This window comes from Mycobacterium sp. FW102-FHT13B02 (assembly GCF_058790275.1).
Window position 1 is genome coordinate 143,542 of record NZ_JBYTCM010000011.1, and the last position, 22,370, is coordinate 165,911.

The following is a 22,370-nucleotide window of genomic DNA, read 5'->3' on the forward strand; positions in this document are numbered from 1 at the left end:
GCATCGAGAACATACTGACGCGCTGGGCGATCGGGGTCATTGCCTTCGCGATGATCGTGGTCGCGGTCGTGCTGCCCTGGTACACGGCGCACAACGACCATGGCCACGGCTCGATGAGCGGCTGGGGAATCTGGGACATCAGCGGGAACCTCGGCGCCGAACTGCGGCCGCTGCCTTTCGCCGTGCTGATCGTGCTTGCGGCCGGCACCATGATCGTCGCCGCGGTACGGGCCATGTTCGGCACCGCGCTGGCTGCGGCCATCGCCTGCTTCGTGGTCGGTCTGCTGCCATTGATGACGGGTGGGGCCGTCGACCGGCGGCTGGCCGGAAGTGATTCTGTTGCAGTGGTTCTCGGTCAGGCGGTGACACCGATGATCGTGATCGGGTTCGTGGCCTGCGTGGTGTCCTGGATCGGCTATGCGCGGTGCGTCCTGCGTGCGGCGCCGAAAGCCGAAGCCGAGGTCCAGCCGGTCTGACCGGCATTCCCCGTCTGCACGAGGGAGGCGAGCAGCGCCGCGAGTCCGTACTCGAACACCGCGTCGTAGTCGGTGGGCGACCGCAAGGCGTCGACCAGTTCCTGGTCCGGCCAGTCGTCGCCCCACAACGACGGGTCCTCTTCCTCGTGTTCACCGCTGCGGATCGCCGAAAACTGCATCAGCGCAGACGAAATCACATGCACCTCGATAGACCGCAAGGCCAGCGCCGCCTGCGTGCCGGTGATCCCCAGTGCGGCCAGCTCGCCGGCGAGGGTCTGTTGCACCGACTGGAAAAGCGACGGCGTGCGGTCGCGCTCGTGGGCGATCGCCATCAGGTGCTGGCGCTCGATCAGTGCGATGCGTTGTGCGCGGGCCAGCGCCGCGATCCGATCCTTCGGCGTATCGCCGGTCGCGGGCAGGCTGGACATCACGTCGATCAACCTGTCGATCAGGCGGTCGAAGAGCTTGTCGCGGCCCCCGATATGCCAGTAGATGGATGTGACGGCGACGCCGAGATGCTCGGACAGGCTGCGCATCGAGAATCCGGCGACTCCGTCACGTTCCAGCAGTGCCGCGGCGGTATCCAGGATCAGTTGAGCGTCAACATTTTTGGACGCGCCGTCGGAACCACGCTGGGTTACCTCAGCCATGACCAGCTCCTTCCGGTTTGCCGAACACCTAATCACACTCCGGTCGCAACCAGTCGCCAGATCCGCGTCCGATCACCGTGTAACACTGTTACAGTACTGCCGCAGGCGAGCGGTCGCGGGCGGCAATGAGGGAGCAGATGTGTTCGATCTGAAAATCACCGGCGGCACCGTCGTCGACGGCACCGGTGCCGACCGGTTCACCGCCGATGTCGCGATCAAGGACGGCAAGATCGTGGAGGTCCATCGGCGCGGACCCAATGATCCTGTGCTGACGGGTGATTCAGCCGAGACCATCGATGCCGGCGGCAAGATCGTCGCTCCGGGGTTCGTGGACATCCACACCCACTACGACGGTCAGGTCAGCTGGGACAGCGTGCTGGAACCGTCGAGCAACCACGGTGTGACGACGGTGGTCGCGGGCAACTGCGGCGTCGGCTTCGCACCGGTCCGGCCCGGCCAGGAGGAATGGCTGATCGCGCTCATGGAAGGTGTCGAGGACATCCCCGGCACGGCACTGACCGAGGGCATCACCTGGGGCTGGGAGAGCTTCGGCGAGTACCTCGACGTCATCGGGCAGCGCGAACTGGCTGTCGACATGGGCACCCAGATCGCCCACGGCGCGGTTCGCGCGTACGCGATGGGGGAGCGCGGGGCGCGAAACGAGCCCGCCACCGCCGACGACATCAAGGCCATGGCGAACCTGGTACAGGAGGCGATCGAGGCTGGAGCCCTGGGCTTTTCGTCCTCACGCACGCTGGCGCACCGCGCCATGGACGGCGAGCCGGTGCCGGGCACCTTTGCCGCCGAGGACGAGTTGTTTGGCCTGGGCCGGGCCACCGCGGCCGGTGGTGCGGCGGTCTTCGAGTTGGCGCCGCAAGGTGCCGCGGGCGAGGACATCATCGCGCCTCGCAAGGAACTCGACTGGATGCGGCGGCTCGGTGAGGAGATCGACTGCGCGCTGAGCTTCGCCCTCATCCAGGTCGACGCAGACCCGAACCTCTGGCGCGAACAGCTCGACCTGTCCGCCGCGGCGCACCAGGCCGGCAGCCGGTTGTTCCCACAGGTGGCGGCCCGGCCGTTCGGCATGCTGCTGGGCTTCCCCGGCCACCACGCGTTCACGCACCGGCCGACCTACCGTCGACTGGCTGCCGAATGCCCGCGCGACGAACTCGGGGAGAAGCTGGCCGAACCCGCCGTGCGGGCCGCGATCCTGGCTGAGGAAGATCTGCCGATCGACCCGACGAAGCTGTTCGACGGCATGTTCATGCTGGCGCAGAATGCCGCAAATCGCCTGTACCACATCGGCGAACCGCCGGACTACGAGCCGACAGTGGAACGCACCGTCGCCGCTATCGCGCAGCGGCGCGGCGTGGATCCCTTGGCTGCGATGTACGACCTCATGCTGGAAGCGAGCGCCGGGGCCATGCTCATGTACCCGATGTTCAACTACTCCGACGGCAATCATGACGCCATCCGGGAAATGCTCACCCACCCGGCGGGAGTGCTCGGGCTGTCTGACGGTGGTGCGCATTGCAGCATGATCTGCGACGCTTCGTACCCGACGTTCCTGCTCACCCACTGGGCCCGGGACCGGCACCGCGGCGAGAGGTTGCCGCTCGAGTACGTCATCCGCAAGCAGTCGCACGACACTGCCCAGCTCTACGGCATGTCCGACCGCGGCGTGATCAGTGTGGGCAAGAAGGCCGACCTCAACGTCATCGATCTCGACGCGCTGACCCTGCACGCACCGAAGATGGTGCATGATCTGCCGGCAGGCGGAAAACGCTTGGTGCAAGGCGCAAGTGGATACGAAGCGACCATCGTCAGCGGCACCGTCACCCGTCGTCACGGCGTTGACACCGGCGCCCGTCCGGGCCGTCTGGTGCGCGGCGTCAAGTAACCAGGGCCACAGCCATCGGCCCGAGTTCGTGCTTAATCTGGACTCATGACTCCGAGCAACGGCCTGATCCAGATCGAGGAGTGCTTCGACGAATCGGGGAGGGTGACGCTGCCGCCCGGCGCGACCTTGATCTCCCTGATCGACCGCAACATCGCGCATGTCCCGGACACCATCGCGTACCGCTACCTGGACTATTCGGCTGCAGACCTGCGAACCATCGAGTTGACCTGGGCCGAGCTCGGGGTGCGCCTGCGGGCCATCGGCGCCAGGGTGCAGGCCGTCAGTGAGCGCGGTGATCGCGTTGCCATCCTCGCCCCACAGGGACTCGACTACGTCGCCGGATTCTTCGCGGCGATCAAGGCCGGGGCCATCGCGGTGCCGCTCTTCACGCCCGAATTACCCGGGCACACTGAACGTTTGAATATCGCGTTGCGTGACGCTCGACCGGCCGCGATCCTGACGACGACGTCGGCGCTGCCCGCAGTCACCGCGTTCCTGTCCGCACACCCCGAGCTGGGCAGCCCTACCGTCGTCGCCGTGGATGGGATCCCCGACGACGAGGGTGCCGCGTTCGCTCCCGTCGACTTGGACATTGACGACATCTCACACTTGCAGTACACCTCTGGTGCCACCCGACCGCCCGTCGGTGTCGAGATCACCCATAAGGCGGTGGGCACCAACTTGATTCAGATGATCCTGTCCATCGACATGCTGGACCGCAACACGCATGGCGTCAGCTGGCTGCCGCTGTATCACGACATGGGTCTGTCGATGATCGGCTTTCCCACGGTATACGGCGGTCACTCGACGCTGTTGTCACCCACGGCATTCGTCCGACGGCCGCTGCGGTGGATCAAGGCATTGTCCGACGGCTCGAAGGTCGGGCGGGTCGTCACTGCCGCACCGAATTTCGCCTACGAGTGGGCCGCGCAACGGGGGACGCCGGGTCCGGATGACAACATCGACCTGACGAACGTCGTATTGATCATCGGCTCCGAGCCCGTCAGCATCGACGCCATCAACACGTTCAACGCGGCATTCGAACCGCACGGCTTGCCGAAGACGGCGTTCAAACCGTCCTATGGCATCGCCGAGGCAACGCTTTTCGTATCGAACATCGCACCTGCCGCCGAGGCGACGGTGCGGTACTTCGACCGCGACCAGTTGGCGTCCGGAAATGCGGTGCCCGTGGCCGAGGGGGCGCCGGGTGCGGTCGCGCAGGTGTCCTGTGGCCAGACCGCACGCAGCCTCTGGGCGGTGCTGGTCGACCCGGCTACCGGAGCCGAGCTGCCGGACGGACACGTCGGTGAGATCTGGTTGCAGGGCAACAACATCGGCCGAGGGTACTGGGGCCTGCCGGAGGATACCCACGAGGTCTTCCACGCTCGGCTACGAGCGGTCCAGCCACAGCGCAGTCACACTGACGGCGCCGAGATCGACGGATCATGGCTGCGCACAGGTGATCTGGGTTTCTACCTCGATGGCGAGCTCTATGTGACGGGGCGGTTGGCCGACCTGATCACCATCGATGGACAGAAACACTATCCGCAGGACTTCGAAGCCACCGCCGCTGACGCGTCACCCCTGGTGCGCCGCGGGTACGTGGCGGCCTTCACCGTGCCAGGTGAGCACGGCGAGCAGCTGGTGATCATCGCCGAACGCGCCTCGGGCACGTCCCGCAGTGATCCGCAGCCGGCTATCGAAGCGGTGGAAGCACTGGTGTCCGAGCGGCATGCCATCACAGTCGGTGATGTGAAGCTGCTGCCAGCCGGCGGCATCCCGCGCACCACCAGCGGCAAACTGGCCCGCCGTGCCTGTCGTGCTGCATATCTCGACGGCGCCCTGTAACTCGGTTCTCTCGGCGCTGCTTTCACTATGAGGAGGGTCATAGTGAAAGGGGATATCCGGCGATATCGGTGCCAGTATCGCCGCGGTTTCGGTCGCTCTTGACTACTCAGTATGAAAAACATCATAATTCGAGGCGATTGATCGCCCAGGAGTTGCCCATGCCGCCCGACACCCGCCAGTCAATGGTGCTCGCCGCTGTCGAGTTGCTGCGTGAGCGCGGCGTCGACGGTGTCACGCTCGAGGATGTGCTGAGCCGGAGCGGGGCACCTCGAGGTTCGATTTATCACCACTTTCCGGGTGGGCGTGCCCAGATCATCGACGAAGCCGCACAGCTCAGCGGTGCTGCCATCTCGCGGCTCATCGCTGATGCCGCGGACCGCGGACCGGCCGCCGTTGTCGATGAAATCACCATGTTCTGGCGAAAGCTGTTGCAGAAGCACAAGTTCGGAGTCGGTTGCCCGGTGGTGTCCATTGCCGTCAGCGCCTCGCCGGACTCGGCGCTGGCGCAGCACGCCAATCAGATTTTCCGCACCTGGCACGGGCTGATCACCGACTGCCTGACGGCAGATGGTCTCGACATCGCAGCGGCCCGCCGGCTCGCGACCATGTCGCTCGGCGCCATCGAGGGTGCGATCACCATGTGCAGGGCCACGTCGAGCCCGCAGCCTCTCGACGACGTCAACGCCGAACTGAAGTTGCTGCTGGCAGCGCGAACGCTTTTCGCCGCCGGCGCACCAACACCGAAGGGAAGTTGAGTCATGGAGTGGACCGGTGCGGTGTATGCCGACGCCCCTACTGTCGAGGTCTCGACGTGGATCGACGCCCCCGTCGAGCGGGTATGGGAACTGGCCTCCGACATCACGGTGATGCCCGAGTGTAGTCCGGAGCTGCAGCGAGTCGAGTGGCTCGACGGCTGCGACACACCTCGTATCGGTGCCCGGTTCGTCGGCTACAACAGTCACCCGGCCCTGGGTGAGTGGTCGACGGACTCCGAGATCGTCGAGTACGAGCCGCGACAGGTGATGGCCTGGGCCATCGGGGATGCCGAGAACCCGACCGCAACCTGGCGGCTGAGCGTGAGCCCCGAGGGTACGGGAACTCGGCTCGCGCAATGGGCTCAGATGGGCCCTGCACCATCCGGTTTGTCTCTGGCGATCGCCCGGATGCCCGACAAGGAGCAGAAGATCGTCTTCAACCGGCTCCGCGAATTCGAAGCCGGCATGCAGGCCGCCCTTGCCCACATCAAGCAGCGGGCAGAAAGCTGATGCGCGCGGCGACAACGATCGAGGCGGACAGCCTCGGAAACTGGAAGTACCAAAGGATTTTCGTCGCAGAGGCCGAGAAGCTGGGCCTCGACATCTGCTGGGTCGCCGAGGCGTGGGGGTCCGACGCGCCGTCTGCGCTGGGCTTCTATGCCGCGTGCACGGAGCGGATGTTGTTGGGTTCGGGCATCATTCAGCTGGGCACGCGCACTCCGGTGGCCATCGCCCAAGCCGCGATCACGCTGTCCAACCTGTCGGAAGGACGCTTCCTGCTGGGACTGGGCGCATCAGGTCCCCAGGTTATCGAGGGACTGCACGGCGTACCGTTCGCCAAGCCTCTGGGCCGGATGCGGGAGACCATCGACGTCATCCGCCAAGCGGTTGCCGGTGATCGGATCTCGCACAGCGGCAAGCACTTCCAGATTCCGCTGCCGGGCGGCGACGCGAAGCCGATGCGGCTGTCCATGCGGGCAGAACACGAAATCCCGCTGTACATCGCCAGTCTCACACCCGCCATGCTGCGTCTCACCGGCGAAGTCGCCGACGGCTGGCTCGGCACCAGCTTTATCCCCGAAGGCGCCGACGACGCCTACTTCGCGCATCTCGATGACGGACTCGCTCGTTCCGGCCGCACCCGCACCGATCTGGACATCTGCCAGGGCGCCGAGGTGTCCTTCGCCCGCGACGAGGAGCATCTGAAGACGCTGATCGACGCCCGGAAAGGCGAGCTGGCGTTCAGCCTCGGTGGAATGGGTTCAGCCTCAACCAATTTCTACAACCAGGCGTACAGCAGGCAGGGCTGGGCCGAGGTCGCGGTGGCGGTCAGTGAACGCTGGCAGTCCGGTGACCGCGAGGGTGCGGCGGCGCTCATCACCGATGAGATGGTCCTCGCCACCACCTTGATCGGTACCGCGGACATGGTGCGCGACCGCCTGCAGGTGTGGTGTGACGCCGGCATCGACACCGTGCGCGTCTACCCCGCCGGGGAGACCCTCGAGGAACGGTTCAATACCCTCGGCGCCGCGATCGACCTGGTGCATTCCATCAGCCGGTAGCCCTGCCGGCTTGATACCCGTCCAGGAAACCGGTCAGCCCGGACGGTGTATGCGGACCGATGGCGATCTGTTCGACGACACCGATCCCGCTGCGCTCACCCATGGTTGCCTTGACGACGTTCTGCAGGTGCAGGGACGTGAAGTCGGTGGGGTCGAAATCGTCCAAACTGATTGATTCCCGGCCGATCTCGTATCGTCCATGGTTGGAACCGTGTCCCCAGTGGGGGTGCCAGTAGCCGATACCACGCATCCGGAACGTGTAGAGCTTCTCCAGCTCGATGTGGGTTTGACCCTCGATGGGGTCGGTGAACCAGAGATGCGCGCGTCGGATCTCGCGCCGGCCGGGCTCCCAGTCGAGTTCGTAGCCGACGTCGTAGCACTCACGCACGCCGACCCGACTGCACGGCGACGCACCTGCAGGCAGTGGGTCCAGGACCGCGGCAGTCTCCAGCCAGCGGCGCCCGTCCTCGTGCTCATGGAAGGCGTAGTGGGTGAATCGGTCGCCGAAATGCAATGGGGCCCAGAGCCAGAAGACCTGGAAGGGCATGGGCTGACGCAGTACGGCAACTTGCTCTCCGACCGGTCGGACACCCCATGAGCGATCGCGAGTGCCCGGCACGGCGCCGGCCTTGACCGTCACGTCTTCGCCGTCGACGGTGATGGTCCCCTCCCACGACCCCCACTGTGTGAGCCTGGTGTGGTCGGTCAACACGATGCCTTCGGCGGTACGCCGCTGTTGACGCGGTTCCTCGACGGCTGCCGTCGTGGCCTGGAAGGTCAGGTCGCAGGAAATGCCGTGCGCGTTGGATTCGACGACGTACCGGATGGTGCGCAGCGGTTCGATGACTTCGATGCGGAACGGCCCGATGGTGGCCGACCGGTCGAGGGGCATCGACCCCGAAGCGAAGACCGAATGTTCGACACCATCTTTTACGACGCTGAAGGCAGCATCGATGATCCCGCGAACGGGGTAGTGCCCCATGGCCGCGCCGAAGTAGAAATCGCCATCGCGCTGATGGCCGTTGAACCAGTAGCGGTCATAGTGGTTGGTGTCGCCACTGGCCGGGACGCCCACCGGGTCGGCAGAGGAATGGATCGGGTAGTCATCAAAGGGAGTCAGCACAGAGCCTCGCCGTCGGCGGGGACCGGGGCGGGCATCGTGACCATCTCGGTGTCGTCGGGGGAGACCAGCCCAGTGGGGCGGCGCCGCAACAGGATCTGACGGTTGACTCGGTTCATCGTGTCGTTTCTGTGGTGGGTCAGCGGCAGTCGAGGAGCTCCCGGCCACAGCGAGTTTTCATATTGATTATTAAAAGTCGCCTCGGTTATCGTCAACCCCGAATGTGAAACCGGTCGCCAGGAGAACCCGATGAGCGTGAACGACGCAGCGCCCCGCCGGGGGAGGCCGCCGCGCATCGACCAAAATGCCATCGCTGCAGCGGTTTTGGATATCGGCACAGAGAACGCCACGATGCGCCGCGTCGCCGAACATCTCGGTGTCAGTTTGCCCGGCCTCTACCATCACGTGAAGAACCAGGATGATCTGCTACGTCTGGCCACGGCGAGTGCTCTGACCAACTCGCCGCCGCCGCGGTATACCGGCGGCCACTGGGCCACCTGGCTGCGCGACTACGCCTCGTACATCCGGACGGTGCTCGCCGCAGAACCCGCGCTCGTGGAGAAGTTCGTCAGCGGAGGGGTCGGGCATGACGTCGAGATGGAGTACACCGCCGACGCGGTCGAAGCACTTGCGGCGCAAGGCTTGTCGCCGGGCGACGCGCTTGCGGTGTGGGCCGCTGTGAGCTCCATGGCGGTCGGCAGTGTTACGGAGGCGCATCGCGAATACCTCTACTCCGAGGGCGGACAACCGTGGCTGGCGCGGATTCTCGCGCTCACCGCCCAGGGCCCGCCATCGGAGTACCCGACGCTGCGTGCCATCGCGAAGTCCGGTGACGACCCGTTCGGCGAACAGGCATTCCAGCATCGAATGACGTTGTTGCTGGGCGGTATCGCGGCCCACTACGGGCTACCCCTCTAGCGCCGAAACGGCATCCCGCAGAACAAGTTCGAGAACTCGACTGCCGGAATGCCGTTTCGGTGGAAGGCGAGATCAGCTGCGCGGGTACGTCGGGTACTCGATGCCCGACAGGAACTGCACCACGCGGACCACCTGACAGGAGTAGCCGAACTCGTTGTCGTACCAGCAGTACAGGATCGCCTGGTCGCCGTCGACGATCGCGGCGTTCGCGTCGATGATCGATGCCGCACGCGAACCGATGAAGTCGCTGGACACAGCGTCGGTCGCAGCCGTGTAGTCGAGGTTGCGGCTCAGCGGACCCGACAACGACGTCTCGCGCAGGTGCGTGAGCACCTCCTCTTTCGTCGTCTCCTTCGTGAGCTGCAGGCTCAGGATGGCGATCGAGACATCAGGGGTGGGAACGCGGATCGAGTTACCCGTGATCTTGGCCTTGAGCTCGGGCAGCGCCTTGGCGACGGCCGAGGCCGCACCGGTCTCGGTGATCGTCAGGTTCAGCGGCGCCGAACGGCCGCGACGGTCGGCCTTGTGGTAGTTGTCCAGGAGGTTCTGGTCGTTGGTGAACGAGTGGACGGTCTCGACGTGGCCGCGGATGATGCCGAACTTCTCGTCCATCGCTTTGAGCGGCGGCACGATCGCGTTGGTGGTGCACGACGCACACGAGAAGATCTGCTGGTTGACGTCCTGCCCGAGGTGGTTGACGCCGTGCACGATGTTGGGCACGTCGCCCTTGCCCGGTGCGGTCAGCACGACCTTCGAGATGCCCGGACGCAGGTGCTGCTCGAGGCCGGCGCGGTCGCGCCACTTGCCGGTGTTGTCGATCAGGATGGCGTCGTTGATGCCGTACTGGGTGTAGTCGACCTCGGACGGGTCATTGGCGTAGATGAACTTGATGACGTTGCCATTGGCGATGAGGAGGTTGTTCTCCTTGTCGACCTTGATGGTGCCGTTGAAGTGCCCGTGCACGGAGTCGCGGCGCAGCAGCGAAGCCCGCTTCTTGAGGTCGTCGGCGCCACCGCTGCGGACCACGACGGCCCTCAGGTTCAGTCCGTTGCCACCGCCGGCCTTCTCGACGAGCAGTCGTGCGACGAGACGGCCGATCCGGCCGAAACCGTAGAGCACCACATCGCGCGGGCCCTGCGGCTCGGCCTTGTTGGCACCGGTGACCGCGGAGAGGGCGTCGGCGACGAAGTCCGGGACCGACAGGCCGCGCTCATCGGCGCGGTAAGCGTGTACGAGCAGGCCGAGGTCGATTTTGGCGGGGCCCAGATCGAGATTCGCCAGAGCCTCCAGGAACGGGAAGGTCTCGACCACCGACAGCTCTTCGCCGGCGATCTGCCGGGCGAAGCGGTGCGTGCGCAGGATGCTGATGACCGACTTGTTCACCAGCGACCGGCTGTGCAGCAAGACGGTGACGCCACGCGTGCGGTGCAGGGTGCCGACGATCGGAATCATCGCCTCCGCCAGGGCTTCCTGGGTGTTCCAACTGGCAAGTTCTGGTGTATTCAAGTCATCTGTCCTACGGGTCGCTTGGCCGATCGCGCTGAGCAGCGCATTCATGTTAGCGAGCGTCATTTCCGGCTCTGCAGGTCGCTCCCGCTGGCAAGGCGCGTAGGGGTTGACAGCCACCCGGGATCGTGCGCCGAAACGGTGTTCCGGCAGGCGTCCAGTCGGACTTTTGCCGCTGGAACACCAGCTCAGCGGGTGGCTATCGAGTGGCCGGCTGGATGCGCCGCAGCACCGGCACCAGCCCGGCGAGTGCGGCGATGTTCGCCACCACGATCAGCGCCATGGTGTAGCCGGGGGAGATGTCGTAGACCGCGCCGAGCAGTCCGCCCGCCACAAGCAGTGCGACGCCGCGCAGCAGGGCCAGCCAGCCGAAAGCGATGGCCCTCATGTTTGCCGGCACGAGCTCGGTGACGACCGATTTGACGGTGGAATCGAGCACCCCGTTGACCACACCCCAGACAGCGACGCCGAGCCAGACCAGGGTTCGGTCGCCGGTGAAGGCGATCGCGGAAAGCGCGGCGGCGATGGGGACCGCGAGCAGCGTGACCGGTCCTCGCTGGTCGTAGACGCGGCCCATCACGAGTCCCGCGGCGCCGTCAACGGCCATGGCTACCGCGAACAGGACGGGTACTTGAGCATCGGTGAGCAGCCCGGTGCGCTGGGCGTGGAACGCCAGCAATGGGAACGACGCGACACCGCAGGACAGCAGTCCGATGGCGAGCACGTACTGCCAGAACTGGGCCGGAAGCCGCGGCTTGGCGTCGGCGGGCCGGGGTTCGTCGGACGCCCTCTCCGGCCCCGTGATGTCGACGTGCACCTGTTCGTAGTCACGCGGGTCCGGGACGCGGAACCGGAGCCAGCCGAGCAGGGCCAGGACCAGGACGCCGGGGACGATGAGCACCCCGAACGCCAGCCGATAGTCACCGGCATGGGCGCTCAGCACCGCCGCCAGCAGCAGTGGGCCGGCGATGGCGCCGGTTTGGTCGAGGGCTTGGTGGACGCCGAAAGCGCTGCCGCGGCCGGTGCTCATCGACGCATGGGACAGCAACGTATCTTTCGCGGGCGAGCGCACAGCCTTGCCCAGCCGCTCCGTGCCATACAACAGCAGTGCCGGTACGAGAGATCCCGTGACGCCGATCAGCGGCACACTCAGCACGGTCAGGGCATAACCGGTGATGGTCCACGCCCAGTAGTGCTGCGTTCGCGCAATCGCGTATCCGGACACGACGCGCAACCCATAGCCGATGAATTCTCCTGCGCCGGCGACCAATCCGACGACAGCGGCCGAAGCTCCGAGGGTCGCCAGGTAGGGACCGATGATGCTGCGGGCACCTTCGTACACCATGTCGGCGAGCAGGCTCACGACGCCGAAGAGGAGGACGAAGTGCCAGGGCTTGAGGGGGCGGCGGGTCACGCACAGATTGTGCACGCCGAATCGAGAACGGTCTTGCCCACACGGGCAAGTGCTGGCTCGGTCGGTGGCTTCTCCGCAAACCTCGTCGAATGCTGTTGCGGCGCGGCAGATCCACCGGTAAACGCGCACATGTGCTCGAACATGTGGGGATCGGGGCTGGCGGTGCAACGACATCCCACCACCGCCGTGACCCATGCCTCCGGCACTGCCGGAATCGCTCGTCCAGTGCGCATGGTCGAGGGATGATCGGGTCGAAAGGGCGATGACCGCCGAATCGCGTTACCCCGCAGGACATACCGGCCGGGTGTGCTGCAGCATGTGGTCGACGAGCCTGCTCCAGATGAGCGTCAAAGTCGTCGGCGAGCACGGAGAGCTACGGGTACTCAATCCCGTGCTGCCGCAGCTGTTCCATCGCCTCACGGTCCGTAGCGCGAACGGTAAACGCGTCGAACGGTTTCCGCGTCGCGCATCGTACAGCTATCAACTGGACGCATTCGCTGATGCGGTGTTTGGCAGTGAACCGGTAAAGACGTCACCGCAGGACACGGTTGAGAATATGACCGTCATCGATGCCGTCTACCGAGCCGGGGGGTTACCACTGCGGGCACCTGCTTGAATCGGCGGACCATGAATGCGACAACCGCGGCGATCGCGAGGACGATCACAGAACCGACGACGTTGACCAAGCCGTTCGCGACGTCGAAGGGGAACGTGAAGATGATCGCCAGCAGGACGGCTACCTGAACCACCAGGCCGACACCGACGACCGCACTCAACCGGATGTGCAATGCGTGCAACGCTGCGGTGAGTGTGCTCTCGGTAGCCCCGGGCATGAACCGCGCCGCGACGAACAGTGTCATGGGCTTGCCGATGCCGCAGCTCGCGAGGAACACCGCAGCCGCAACGCCGCCGACGAGCGTCTGCCCGACCAGCACCAGCTGTGGGTTGGTGGTCACCAATGCGACCGCCAGCGTCAGTCCGAACATCAACATGAGGTATCCGGAATACGGGTCGAGCTGACGGGCCTTGGCCAGACCATATGCCACCGGGAGGCCGGCGACGATCGTGGCGGCCAAGAGCGCGAAGTACTCCGAATGCCCGGTGGCGCGAAGTCCATAGAAGGTGAGCAACGGGGACCCCACTTCGAGAACCGTCCGGATGATCGCGCGCCGTTTGGCGGTGGACCTTTCGGCGCCTGGGATGGCAGTCATGGCGAGGTCCTTCCGGGAAGCGTGAGCTGTGGCGCAGTGCTGAGTTGCTTACAGCGTCTCGCTCGGCCGGCCGCGAGTCTGTCCGGTGACCGGCTGACGCGGGGGATGAAAACACTGTCCCCCGATTGGGGGAGCCGCCGCCGCCGGACAGCCCGATGCGCCTCGAAAGCCCACGTCAACCGCTCTGTTCGCGCTAGTGTCGTGACGACTTCCCTCCCGTTAGGAGACAGCATGGGCAGCTATCAAACGGTCCTCGTGGGTACGGACGGTTCAGACTCGTCGATGAAAGCGGTGGAGCAGGCCGCAGCGTTTGCGGCGCAGCACGGCGCGAAACTGGTCATCGCAACCGCGCATATTCACGAAGTCGAGAAGGGCGGTTGGGCACGGGCGGCTGCACCCGAAAAAGCGAGTGACCGGCGCGCCGAGGATGCCCTGGGGCGCGAGGGTTACCGGGTCCACGGCGATGCACACGTGTACGAAATCCTCCACGAGGCAGGTGAGCTCGCTCGTGGGGCAGGTGCCACAAACATCGAGGAGCGTTCGGTGATCGGCGCACCTGTCGAGGCGTTGGTCAGACTGTCGACGGAAGTCGAGGCGGAGCTGATCGTCGTGGGCGACGTCGGCCTCGACTCGACAGCAGGACGACTGCTGGGCTCGGTACCTGCTGACGTGGCCCGAAAGGCCAAGATCGACATCTTGATCGTCCATACCGTCGACTGATGGTGGTCTCATGGCGACGCACGAGTTCGCGACGTACGAGGAGTTCGGCCGAAAGTTCTTCGAGGTTGCCGTCACCGCTGACCGTGTAGCCCACGGCTTCGGCAGCATGGCGGGCGATACCTTCGAACTCGGACCCTTTCCGGCCGGCCCGGCGGGAATCGCTCGGGTTACCGCACGCGTCAGTATCGAGCAGCCTCAGGTGACGCGCAGGGCCGGCGACATGATCGCGTTCGACGTTCGCATACCGCTGGACATCGATCTCCTGATCGACCTGCGAGTGGACCGCTCGAGATTCATGGTGGCGGGGGAGATCGCGTTGGTTGCCACCGCTCGGGCTGCAGAGCCGCTGCTGCTGATCATCGATATCCCCAAGCCGGAGCGCAAGGACATCACTGTCAACGTGACGTCGCAGACGCTGCGGGGCGAACTTTTGCGCATCGTCGCGGACGTCGACTCAGAGATCAAGCGCGTCATCGCCAAACAGGTCGGCCGGCGGATCGAAGCACCCGAAGCGCAGCAGGCGAAAGTTGTCGACATCGGCAAGCAGATCGCCAGCGCTTGGACCGGGATCTAGGCAGATCATGGAGCGGCGCGCCCGCGAATGGCTGGCGGCAGGCAGTCACTTCGAGTGGACCTCATCGGAGCCAGATAGCTTCCGGCTCAACATCTTTCACGCCGAATTCGGTGACCCCGAGGCTCCGCTCCTGCTGCTGGTTCATGGGTTTCCCACCAGCAGCATCGACTGGCAGGACGTGGTGGGGGAGCTCAGCGCAGGCTTTCGGGTCTGCGTACTCGACCTTCCGGGCTTCGGATTCTCCGACAAGCCCAAGGGCGTGAGCTATACCTTGCGCCGCGACAGCGAACTGCTGGGGTACTACCTCACCGAAGTCCTTGATGCGCACACAGGTGATGTGGTCGCCCACGACCGTGGCGACAGCGTCGCGCTGGCTTTCGCGCATCGATGCAGCACCGGCGAGACGTCGTTCGAAGTGTCCAACCTTGTTCTCAGTAACGGCAATATCTTCCTGCCGCTATCGAATCTGACCGAGTTCCAGCGGCTCGTGCTCAATCCCCAGACAGCGGCGGAGACCGTCGGGGCCATCACGCCGCAGCTCCTCGCCGCCGGGCTTGGGCAAACCACGTTCACGCCGCGTCGCGCACTGGACGATCCGACCATCGTGGCGCTGGCCGACACCTTCGCCGCAAACGATGGCCTGGCCGTCATCCACGACACGATCCAGTATCTGGTGGAGCGCGCCGAGCACGAACAGGAATGGCTCGAGGCACTCGCGGCGATGACCGTCAAAACGATTGTGGTGTGGGGGCTTTGCGATGAAGTCTCGCCGCTGCGGGTCGCGTCACATGTGTGGAACAAGTACTTGTCGACCAAGCCGGGCGACAACGAATTCTGGGTGTTGCCGCGAGCCAACCACTACCTGCAGAATGATCAACCCGCGCAGTTCGTGCAGGTTCTGCGGGCCGCACTCTCGGACAGTTCGCCGCAGGCACCTGGGCCGCTGTCTGATGACGTCGGTGCCCCGGTCTTCGTCGATCGGTCCCGGTCGCGACTGCCGACCGCACGTGAGACCCTCCACACGAAGGTCATCAGGTAGCGGTGACACGTTCAGCGATGCTGCGTTATCACATGTTCGATGGTCCCGATCCCATCCAGTTCGAGCGTGAGGGCGTCACCGTCGTTCAGCCAATTGCCGGTCTCCATGCCACTGCCACCGGCCAGAGTCCCCGTCGCGAAAAGTTCACCGGGAAGCAAAGTTTCGGATTTTGACGCGTGTGCGAGCATCTCGCCGATGGTCCAGCGTTGATCGCGGGTATCAACCCGGCTGACCACGCGGTCGTTGATGCTCACTGATCCGGTCAACGTTGCCAGCTTGGGGAGTATCTCGTCGGGGGTCACCGCGACCTGCGACATGGAACTCGCGAAGTGCTTCGACTTCTGCGGGCCAAGGCCGGTGGCCATCTCGGCGCGCTGCACGTCGCGGGCGCTGAAGTCGTTGAGCACGACGAAAGCTCCGATGGCGTTCGTGGCCTCTTCGGGGCTGGCGTCGCGCAGCCCGGTGCGCAGGACGAAGCCGAGTTCGAGTTCGTAGTCGAGGGCCTTGGTGTAGGCCGGAGCTTGCACCGGCGTACCGCTGGGCATGAAGGTGAGGTGGTTGGACATGTAGTAGATCGGCTGTCGGTCGAACAGTGCGTGCGGTGCGAACTTCGGAAACGGTTTATGGGTAAGGGATTCCACCGCACGCGTCACGGCGGCTTCGCGTGGATGGAACCGGGTCAACAATCCCCGAGAAGCGTCGATCACGTGTTGCCGGGACGCCATGAAGTCGCGGAACGACAGCGGCTGGAACGGCAGACAACCGCCGCCGGCCGCGGCGTGGTCCCGGGCGCGGGCCACCTCGAATTCCGGGGTGAAGGCCGACGGTAGTGGCGCGACATCGGTGGGCTCCCAGTCGCCGGTGTCGTCGAGCTTCTGATACTGCAGCCGGTCGCCGGACAGGATGCGCCGGAACTTCATTGTCAAACCTCCCTTGGCGAGATCCTGTCGAACACTCAGCGGGCGGGCGCCACGCCGTTCAGGACGAAGTCGATGACTTCACGGGCCACGTCGCGCTCGGACTTTCCCGAGCTGACGGCGTTGTGCAGCAGCGCTGTCATCATCACCGCGCCGAAAATGCTGATCGCATCACTGCGTGGATCCGTGACGCGCTTCAGGGTTCCGTCGGCGGCCCCGGCCGCCAAAACGCGGGCGATGGGTTCGTAGAACGCATCCTGGACGGCCGACGCGAGTTCGGGGAGTCTGATCGCGCGGCCTAGGTCGCCAACCAGAGTCATGCTGGTCCCTGGCCGGTTCATCGTGTGCGCGACCTGCGCGGTGATGACCGCAACAAGTCGCTCCTTGCCGCTGCCGGCGGAGTCGGCAGCCTCGGCGACTTCGCGCGCAAGGTCGCCCAGCGAATCCCGCAGCAGAAAGCCGAGGATGTCGTCCTTGCCGGTGAAGTAGTAGTACAGCGTGGCTTTCGGGACACCGGATGCGGCCGCGATCTCTTCGATCTTCGTGTTTTCCAGTCCCTTGGTGGCGATCAGTTCGGCTGCGGCATAGAGCTTGCTCGCCACTGCCGCGGGCACCGCACGTCCCGTTTGTTCAGCCACGAGTCGAAGTGTACGAGCAGCGGGCCCAGCGAATTCGGGGACCGTGTAGCCCAGATCCAAACTGATATGTTGTACTCAAAGTCTAAACTATAAGTTCGAGTTATCGACCGGAAGGATCGCCATGAGCGACGTCATCGCGGACGTGATCGTGGTCGGCTACGGAGCCGCCGGTGTATGCGCTGCACTTGAGGCCCGCGCCCAGGGGGCGGACGTTCTCGCCATCGACCGGTTCAACGGCGGCGGCGCCACACAGGTATCGGGTGGGATCGTCTACGCCGGCGGTGGCACGTGGGTGCAGCGCGAAGCCGGTATCGACGACACCGCTGACGCCATGTACACCTACCTGCATGCCGAGATCGGCGACGCGGTACGGCCAGAAACGTTGCGGCGCTTCGTCGACGGCAGTCCCGCGATGATCGACTGGCTGACGGCACACGGCGTGCCGTTCGAGGCATCGGTGTGCCCCTACAAGACGTCCTACCCGAACAACAAGTACTACCTGTACTACTCGGGAAGCGAGAACTCCGGCCACTTCCGCGGGCTCACCCCGCCGGTGCAGCGCGGTCACCGCGCCAAGGGCCCGGGGGCCTCGGGCAAGAAGATCTTCCAGCCACTGGCAGCATCGGCGAGCCGAGCAGGTGTACGCACGTTGTTCCACACTCGCGCCGACTCACTATTGACCGACGCCACCGGGCGGGTGGCCGGAGTGCGCACCAGCACGCTCGCGCATGCGCCGGCTTGGGTGCGGCGACGTTATGCGACGTACGCGGCGCTGGCGGTGAAACCGGGCATTTACTACCCGCCGCTGCGCGCCGCGATGGAACGTCGCCTGGCTGTCTTGGAGCGCCGGTATGCCCAGACTGTCGACATCCATGCCCGCAAGGGTGTAATCCTTTGCGCCGGCGGCTATATCGCCAATCGGGAGTTGATCGCGCAACATGCTCCCGCATATCACGACGGACTCCAGCTCGGAACCAGCGCGGACGACGGCAGCGGCATGAATCTCGGCATCGAGGTTGGCGCGGCCGTGGATCGGCTGGACAACGTCTCAGCGTGGCGGTTCATCACCCCGCCCAGTGCGATGCTCGGCGGGCTCGTCGTCGACGAACAAGGGCGCCGGTTCATCGACGAAACCCGTTACGGCGCCGCCATCGGCAATGCGATGGTGCAACACCACAACGGGCGCGGCTGGATTCTCACCGACCGCACCTTGCTCGAGCAGGCACGTGAACAACTTCCGCAGCAAGCGATTTGGTTCCAGCGCCTGCAGATGGAGGCGATGCTGCGGACCGATCGCGTGGAGGCGGACACCCTCGAAGCCGTTGCCGCCAAAGCGGGTGTCGACCCAACGGGACTGCGTCAGACCGTTACCGAGCACAACGAGGCCGCAGCGGCAGGGCGCCCTGATCCGCTGGGCAAGCCGGCCGAGTTCGTCCATCCCATCGAGCGGGGGCCGTACTCGCTGATCTCGATCTCGGTCAAGCGCAGTCTGATCAATCCGTGCCCGATGTTCACCCTCGGTGGCCTCATCGTCGACGAGGACACCGGCGCCGTGAAAACCCCGGCGGGACAGGCGATCGACGGCCTGTTTGCCGCAGGACGCACTGCCGTCGGTATCTGCGCCAACTCTTATGTGAGTGGGCTATCCCTGGCCGACTGCGTGTATTCCGGACGGCGCGCCGGTCAGCAAGCCGTCACCGCTGGCTGAACGAGAGTTCGTCCTCGTCGCTGTCCCGAGAAGGAGTCGGGGTCGGCCATTTCGCGGGGACCGGGCGTTGGCGCACGATCTGCGGCCACCAGAACCACTTGCCCAGCAGCGCGGCGATCGACGGCGTCATGAACGACCGCACCACCAGCGTGTCGAACAGCAGACCCAGGCCGATGGTGGTGCCGATCTGCCCGAGGATCATGAGGGGGCTGAAGATGAACGCCGCCATGGTCGCCGAGAACACCAGGCCCGCTGCGGTGACGACGCTACCGGTGCCGCCCATGGACCGGATGATGGCGGTGTTGAGGCCGGCGTGCATCTCCTCCTTGAACCGGGACACGAGCAGGAGGTTGTAGTCGGCACCCACCGCCAGCAGCAGGATGATGGCCAGCGGCACCACGACCCAGTACAGATGGATGCCGAAGATGTACTGCCACACCAGAACCGACAATCCGATCGAAGCGCCCAACGACAGCACGACGGTACCGACGATGACGGCCGCGGCCACGATGCTGCGGGTCACGATCACCATGATCAGCAGGATGAGCGCGACTGCCGCGAGTGCGGAGATCAACAGGTCGTACTTGGTGCCCTCTTGAATGTCTTTGTTGGTGGAGCCGATGCCTGCGATGTAGATCTTGGCGTCCGACATGGGCGTCGCTTTGAGGGCGTCGAACACCGCGTCCTTGATCGCGTTGATGTGGGGGATCGCCTCGGGGTTCGCCGGATTGCCCTGATGCGTCACGATCATGCGCGCCGCCTTGCCGTCGGGCGACAGGAACAGCTTGAGACCGCGTTTGAAGTCGGCGTTGTCGAAAGCCTCGGGTGGCAGATAGAACGTGTCGTCGTTCTTGGCGTCGTCGAACGCCTTGCCCATGGCGGTGGCGTTCTTCAGTGCCTCGTCGCTCTGGGAGTTGGTGCCACCTGTGGTCGCGTAATTCGACAGTGTCAGTTCGCGATTGCGTTCCTGAATGGCGATCTGCGGCGGGATCAGCGCCACCAACTGCGGCTGCAGGGCATCCAAGCGGTCGAGGCTCGCGGTGATGGTGCCGAACTTGTCGGAGAGATCGGCGATCCCGTCCAACGAGTCGAACACCGACCGCAGCGCCGAGCACATGGGGATGTCGAAGCAGTGCGGTTCCCAATAGAAATAATTGCGCAACGGACGGAACTGGTCGTCGAAATCAGCGAGCTTGTTCCGCAGATCGTTGACGGTTTCGACGGTGTCGTGGAACGCCTGGACCTGATCATGGGTGGCCGCGGCGCTCTGCTTCTGCAACGAGAGCTGCTGCTTGAGGACGCTGATCGTGTTGTCGATCTCGTTGGCCTGCTTGAGCAGGTCGTTGGCCCGGTCCTTCTGGTAGCCCAGGTTCATGATCTGGCTCGCACTTGACGCGCTGATCTGGAATGGGATGGAACTGTGCGTGATCGGCGTACCCAGCGGACGTGTAATCGATTGCACCAGAGCGATTCCCGGCGTGTGCAGCACGGCTTTGGCGGCGCGCTCGAGGATCAGCATGTCCGCCGGATTCCGCATGTCGTGATCGGCTTCGATCATCAGCAGCTCAGGATTGATGCGCGCCTCGGTGAAATGACGCTCGGCGGCTTCCATGCCGACGACGCCGGGGGCACTGGCGGGGATATACGGGCGGTTGTCGTAGCTCACCTCGAAGCCGGGCAGCGCGAACACGCCGATGAGTGCGATCGCGCCGGTCACCACGAGAATCGGTCCGGGCCAGCGCACGATGGCGGTGCCGACTCGGCGCCAGCCGCGCGCCCGTTGAGCGACCTTGGGCTCCATGAGTCCGAACCGGGTGGCGATCAACAATACTGACGGACCCATCGTCAGGGCCGCCGCCAATGTCACCAGGACGCCGAGAGCGGCTGGGATGCCGAGCGTCTGGAAGTAAGGGAGCCGGGTGAACTGCATGCACGCGACGGCGCCGGCGATGGTCAGTCCCGATCCGACCATGACGTGGACGGTGCCGTGCCACATGTCGTGATAGGCCGAGATCCGGTCCATGCCCTTGCTGCGCGCTTCCTGGTAGCGGCCGACGACGAAGATCGCATAGTCGGTGCCGGCGGCAATGGCCAGAAGGGTCAAGAGGTTGGTCGCGTACGTCGACAGACCGATGACGCCGGCGTGGGCCAGGACCGCCACGACACCGCGGGCGGCCGCGAGTTCGATGGCGACAGTCAGCAGGACGATCAGCATCGTCACCAGCGACCGGTAGACGAACAGCAGCATGATGCCGATGACCAGGAACGTGACACCGGTGACCTCGTTGGTGCCAGCGCTGCCGACCTCGAAGTTGTCGGTCACCAACGGCGAAGCGCCGGTGATGTACGCCCTGATGCCGGGTGGAGGCGGATCGTCCGCGACGATCTTGCGGACGGCGTCGACGGAGATGTTCGACATGGCTTCGCCCTGATTACCGCGCAGATACAGCTGCGTCAGAGCGGCTTTGCCGTCCTTGCTCTGCGAGCCGCCGGCTGTCAGTGGGTCGCCCCAGAAGTCTTGGACGTGCTCGACATGCTCGGTATCGGCCTGGAGCCTCTTCACCAAGCCGTCGTAGTAGTTGTGTGCTTCGGGGCCCAAGGGCTGATCGCCCTCGATCACCAACATTGCCGCGCTGTCGGAATCGAATTCGTGGAAGACCTGTCCGATGTGCCGCATCGCGAGGATGCCCGGCGCATCGGGCGCGTTCTGCCCGACTGAGCGTTCCCATCCGACCACCTCGAGCTGGGGCGAGATGGTGTTCGATACCGCGGCGATAGCGATCCAGATCAACAGGATCGGCAGGGACAGCTTCCGGATGAGCCTCGCCGGACGGGAACCCTCGACGGCGCGATCGAGGCGGTGGCCGGTCATGCGGTCTTGTCCAGGCACGAGATGTATCCGTTCACGTGGTTCGTGGACCTTTCGTCCTTGACGATGCCGTTGACGGTGATGCGGCAGCCGATGGTGCTGCCGTCACCCTGCGCGCGCAGATCGGCATACATCGTCGGATCGTCAGTGGTCAGGGCCTGAGACCAGGGCAGAGTGACGTTCTCGACACGCTGAGGCTGTGCGTTGATGTCCAGAAAGTTGATGGTCGCCATGGAGCCCGGCGAACCGAACACCTCGAACAGCACCCGTTTCGGGTTGTAGCCGGTGTTCTCGAGGGCATCGGAACCGGGCCGTGAAATCTCGTTGTCGGAGCCGAAGATGCCGCGTAGCCGGTCGACACTGAATCCAACGAGGGCGACCACCACGATCACGACGATGGCGATCCATTGCCGGCGTGCCAACTTACCCACCGAAAACTTGCTCAAGCCAAAGCCTTTCGACGCCCCCGTAGGCGAACAGCCGAAGCAATGTCGCCAAATCGTCCCGTGAAGCAGAACGGTACGGTACCGTACGAGCGATCGCAA

The 22,370-nt window shown here is 64.9% G+C and carries 20 protein-coding genes and 2 pseudogenes; 12 read left to right on the top strand and 10 right to left on the bottom strand.

The window, feature by feature from the left end:
* Positions 1-50: 50 nt before the first annotated feature.
* Positions 51-476, top strand: coding sequence for a hypothetical protein (locus AC3WTE_RS19595; RefSeq protein WP_492440111.1), 426 nt, complete (start codon positions 51-53; stop codon positions 474-476).
* Here AC3WTE_RS19595 and AC3WTE_RS19600 read toward each other — a convergent pair.
* Complete coding sequence (locus AC3WTE_RS19600; RefSeq protein ID WP_492440113.1) at positions 416-1,126, bottom strand: TetR/AcrR family transcriptional regulator; 711 nt, start codon at positions 1,124-1,126, stop codon at positions 416-418. The two genes, AC3WTE_RS19595 and AC3WTE_RS19600, sit on opposite strands and share 61 nt — an antisense overlap.
* Before the next feature lie 139 nt (positions 1,127-1,265).
* On the opposite strand from AC3WTE_RS19600, the gene AC3WTE_RS19605 reads away from it, so the two are divergent.
* The 5 genes from AC3WTE_RS19605 to AC3WTE_RS19625 all read left to right on the top strand — a co-directional run bounded on the left by AC3WTE_RS19605 (position 1,266) and on the right by AC3WTE_RS19625 (position 7,191).
* Entirely contained in the window at positions 1,266-3,026 is a 1,761-nt protein-coding gene (locus tag AC3WTE_RS19605; RefSeq protein ID WP_492440115.1) for an N-acyl-D-amino-acid deacylase family protein, read from the top strand.
* Between the two features lie 45 nt (positions 3,027-3,071).
* On the top strand, positions 3,072-4,874 hold the full coding sequence (locus AC3WTE_RS19610) for a fatty acyl-AMP ligase (protein ID WP_492440117.1): 1,803 nt from the start codon (positions 3,072-3,074) through the stop codon (positions 4,872-4,874).
* Positions 4,875-5,032: 158 nt separating this feature from the next.
* Positions 5,033-5,629: a TetR/AcrR family transcriptional regulator gene (locus AC3WTE_RS19615; protein WP_492440119.1), complete on the top strand. Its 597-nt coding sequence runs from the start codon at positions 5,033-5,035 to the stop codon at positions 5,627-5,629.
* 3 nt (positions 5,630-5,632) lie between these two features.
* Positions 5,633-6,139: an SRPBCC family protein gene (locus tag AC3WTE_RS19620; RefSeq protein WP_492440121.1), complete on the top strand. Its 507-nt coding sequence runs from the start codon at positions 5,633-5,635 to the stop codon at positions 6,137-6,139.
* On the top strand, positions 6,139-7,191 hold the full coding sequence (locus AC3WTE_RS19625) for an LLM class flavin-dependent oxidoreductase (protein WP_492440123.1): 1,053 nt from the start codon (positions 6,139-6,141) through the stop codon (positions 7,189-7,191). Before AC3WTE_RS19620 ends, AC3WTE_RS19625 begins: the two co-directional genes overlap by 1 nt.
* Here AC3WTE_RS19625 and AC3WTE_RS19630 read toward each other — a convergent pair.
* Together AC3WTE_RS19630 and AC3WTE_RS19635 are read right to left on the bottom strand one after the other, a co-directional pair.
* Positions 7,181-8,314, bottom strand: coding sequence for an Rv3169 family protein (locus AC3WTE_RS19630; protein WP_492440125.1), 1,134 nt, complete (start codon positions 8,312-8,314; stop codon positions 7,181-7,183). The genes AC3WTE_RS19625 and AC3WTE_RS19630 overlap by 11 nt on opposite strands.
* Positions 8,314-8,430, bottom strand: a pseudogene (locus AC3WTE_RS19635) (NADP-dependent oxidoreductase); the annotation flags it as partial. The gene AC3WTE_RS19630 and the pseudogene AC3WTE_RS19635, both read right to left, overlap by 1 nt.
* 130 nt (positions 8,431-8,560) lie before the next feature.
* Here AC3WTE_RS19635 and AC3WTE_RS19640 point away from each other — a divergent pair.
* The gene (locus tag AC3WTE_RS19640; protein ID WP_492440127.1) at positions 8,561-9,229 is read left to right on the top strand and encodes a TetR family transcriptional regulator; all 669 of its coding nucleotides are present in this window, start codon (positions 8,561-8,563) and stop codon (positions 9,227-9,229) included.
* Positions 9,230-9,301: 72 nt separating this feature from the next.
* Here the strand turns inward: AC3WTE_RS19640 and AC3WTE_RS19645 are convergent, their stop codons facing one another.
* A complete protein-coding gene (locus tag AC3WTE_RS19645; RefSeq protein ID WP_492440129.1) occupies positions 9,302-10,735 on the bottom strand; it encodes a glyceraldehyde-3-phosphate dehydrogenase in 1,434 nt (477 codons plus the stop codon).
* Positions 10,736-10,934: 199 nt separating this feature from the next.
* Positions 10,935-12,149 carry an MFS transporter gene (locus tag AC3WTE_RS19650; RefSeq protein ID WP_492440131.1) on the bottom strand — a complete coding sequence of 405 codons (1,215 nt, stop codon included), beginning with the start codon at positions 12,147-12,149 and terminating at the stop codon, positions 10,935-10,937.
* A 229-nt stretch (positions 12,150-12,378) separates the two neighbouring features.
* Between AC3WTE_RS19650 and AC3WTE_RS19655 the strand changes: the two are divergent.
* Positions 12,379-12,765, top strand: a pseudogene (locus AC3WTE_RS19655) (Gfo/Idh/MocA family protein); the annotation flags it as partial.
* Here AC3WTE_RS19655 and AC3WTE_RS19660 read toward each other — a convergent pair.
* On the bottom strand, positions 12,713-13,360 hold the full coding sequence (locus AC3WTE_RS19660; RefSeq protein WP_492440133.1) for a VC0807 family protein: 648 nt from the start codon (positions 13,358-13,360) through the stop codon (positions 12,713-12,715). The pseudogene AC3WTE_RS19655 and the gene AC3WTE_RS19660 sit on opposite strands and share 53 nt — an antisense overlap.
* A 231-nt stretch (positions 13,361-13,591) precedes the next feature.
* Here AC3WTE_RS19660 and AC3WTE_RS19665 point away from each other — a divergent pair, with 231 nt between their 5' ends.
* The 3 genes from AC3WTE_RS19665 to AC3WTE_RS19675 are packed head-to-tail and all read left to right on the top strand — an operon-like array spanning position 13,592 to position 15,693.
* On the top strand, positions 13,592-14,080 hold the full coding sequence (locus AC3WTE_RS19665; protein ID WP_492440135.1) for a universal stress protein: 489 nt from the start codon (positions 13,592-13,594) through the stop codon (positions 14,078-14,080).
* A 10-nt stretch (positions 14,081-14,090) separates the two neighbouring features.
* Positions 14,091-14,654 (top strand): hypothetical protein, encoded by a 564-nt coding sequence (locus tag AC3WTE_RS19670; protein ID WP_492440137.1) that lies wholly within the window; start codon positions 14,091-14,093, stop codon positions 14,652-14,654.
* Between the two features lie 7 nt (positions 14,655-14,661).
* Positions 14,662-15,693 (top strand): alpha/beta fold hydrolase, encoded by a 1,032-nt coding sequence (locus AC3WTE_RS19675; RefSeq protein ID WP_492440139.1) that lies wholly within the window; start codon positions 14,662-14,664, stop codon positions 15,691-15,693.
* A gap of 11 nt (positions 15,694-15,704) precedes the next feature.
* Here the strand turns inward: AC3WTE_RS19675 and AC3WTE_RS19680 are convergent, their stop codons facing one another.
* Positions 15,705-16,613, bottom strand: coding sequence for a fumarylacetoacetate hydrolase family protein (locus tag AC3WTE_RS19680; protein ID WP_492440140.1), 909 nt, complete (start codon positions 16,611-16,613; stop codon positions 15,705-15,707).
* Between the two features lie 35 nt (positions 16,614-16,648).
* Positions 16,649-17,248, bottom strand: coding sequence for a TetR/AcrR family transcriptional regulator (locus AC3WTE_RS19685; RefSeq protein ID WP_492440142.1), 600 nt, complete (start codon positions 17,246-17,248; stop codon positions 16,649-16,651).
* A 121-nt stretch (positions 17,249-17,369) separates the two neighbouring features.
* On the opposite strand from AC3WTE_RS19685, the gene AC3WTE_RS19690 reads away from it, so the two are divergent.
* Positions 17,370-18,956, top strand: a complete 1,587-nt coding sequence (locus AC3WTE_RS19690; protein WP_492440143.1) for an FAD-binding protein — start codon at positions 17,370-17,372, stop codon at positions 18,954-18,956.
* Here AC3WTE_RS19690 and AC3WTE_RS19695 read toward each other — a convergent pair.
* Positions 18,943-21,828 carry an MMPL/RND family transporter gene (locus AC3WTE_RS19695; RefSeq protein WP_492440204.1) on the bottom strand — a complete coding sequence of 962 codons (2,886 nt, stop codon included), beginning with the start codon at positions 21,826-21,828 and terminating at the stop codon, positions 18,943-18,945. The genes AC3WTE_RS19690 and AC3WTE_RS19695 overlap by 14 nt on opposite strands.
* Positions 21,825-22,271: an MmpS family transport accessory protein gene (locus tag AC3WTE_RS19700; protein ID WP_492440145.1), complete on the bottom strand. Its 447-nt coding sequence runs from the start codon at positions 22,269-22,271 to the stop codon at positions 21,825-21,827. The genes AC3WTE_RS19695 and AC3WTE_RS19700 overlap by 4 nt, the downstream gene beginning before the upstream one ends.
* Between the last annotated feature and the right edge of the window lie 99 nt (positions 22,272-22,370).